The organism is Flavobacterium frigoritolerans (genome assembly GCF_025847275.1).
GTDB classification, from domain to species: Bacteria; Bacteroidota; Bacteroidia; order Flavobacteriales; family Flavobacteriaceae; genus Flavobacterium; species Flavobacterium frigoritolerans.
Genome location: NZ_JAOZEV010000049.1, coordinates 1 through 1,682 on the forward strand (window position 1 = coordinate 1; position 1,682 = coordinate 1,682).

At 34.2% G+C, this 1,682-nt stretch carries 1 protein-coding gene; it reads left to right on the top strand.

Annotation, left to right across the window (positions count from 1 at the left end; translation table 11 throughout):
* Positions 1-26: 26 nt before the first annotated feature.
* Positions 27-1,682: DUF4280 domain-containing protein (locus OIU80_RS20800; RefSeq protein WP_264288880.1), on the top strand; the 1,656-nt coding region annotated here is incomplete at its 3' end.

The window sequence follows — 1,682 nt, forward strand, 5'->3', positions numbered from 1 at the left end:
AAAAAAAGAAATTAATTTTAAATAAAATGGCAAAAGGAGAAATAATAGTAGAAGGAGCTAAATGTTTTTGCTCCAATTCTGTTGCTAACAATAGTAAGGCTACGGCAGTGCCATTAGCAGTAAAAAGTCAGATTAAAAAATTAGGAAAGAACAAGTATTTTGCTCAAGAAAAGCCTATCGCTACCAACCTTGATGATACAGCAGAGAGCTTTAATAACGGAGCGGGTTTTGGTGATTGTTATCTTCCAGACAAAAGCAAAAAACCAATGCCATGCAAAGCAAAATGTGACATAAAATACAAAGACTATTATGAAAATGTAGATTTTAATAATAGCATGAAGGTACTGCTCGATAAATCTACTGGTACCTGTGCCGGTTATCGTCCCGATAATGGTGCAGCTGGTACTATTAAATTTGCAACAACCGGACAAAAAAAAGCAGTAAACACAATTGATATTAGAGAAGCAGATGTTTTTGCTGTCGAAAACACTTCTGCACAATGGGAAACTGCTAAACCTAACAAAGGAGATTCGGTTTCTGAAATTACTATAATTACTCCATTTACAGAAAAACCTACAGGCAAATATTATTTTATTGAAAGAGCACCAAACATTTTTAATTTCCCTATTTCAATACCAATAGTAGAAACAAAACTTCAATTAAAAGCAATTTACCAAGGCGATCAAACAAAAATAATCTGGGCTTTGTTTAAAGGGGATGGAGTTAATGATAAAGTAAAAACTTTTGTGGGTATTGGAGCCAACATTGTATTTACATTAAGTAAACTTTTTAAAGATCAAGAAGAAGGTTTGTATAGAATTGAGGCCTATCCAAACAAAGCTGAATATGAAAAATGTGCCATATTTATCGAATATATAAAAGATCATATTGAAGGGATTTCTGCTCCAGGTAAAACGCTAGTAAAAAATACGCCAATTCCTTTAACATTAAAATTCAAAGCAAGTTCTTTAGTAGAAAAACAAAAAATCCTTAATCCATCATCATCCAATCCTGTTTATGAAGCGTCACCAATTGCCAGTTGGAGAGTAACTTGTAAGGATACTGTAATTTTTAATAGCCAGATTAGTAGTGAATCTAATCTGCTTAAAGTGGAGGTAAAAACTGGTACGCTTGGTGTTTTTTCCTTCAAAAACCCTGAAGTATATCAAGTAGAGGCTTATACATCGGCTAATGATTCAAGCCCAATAAAAACAACCCTAACTGTTTTAGAGTCTTTAGGAGTCAATACCGTAAAAGGAACCAGCAAGCAACTGTTGCGATATAATGAGAGCCTAAAAGTAGAAGTAAGCAAGTATAATGTTGATTTTTTGCCCACAAACACCGACAAAATGCAATGGCATTTGCAAAAAGATGGTGTACGATTAATTGCTTTTGAAAACGCTGCCATTTCAAAAGAAAAAAGCATCAACAAACCCATCAACCAAATACTCTATAATGATGCCAAAGCAGGCAACAACTATTTTGGCAAATATGTTATAGAAGGATATGCAAAACCAGGCAACAAACCCCTATTTAATGGATCAGATACTTTTCCCTTTGAGGTAATAAGAAATGCTATAGACAAAGTTACCCTTCCAAAATCGATACCCAGAGGCGCAAAAGTAAAATTTGAAACGACAGCCCGCATCATGCCCTTGGTAGGCGATGAAAAAATAAATTTA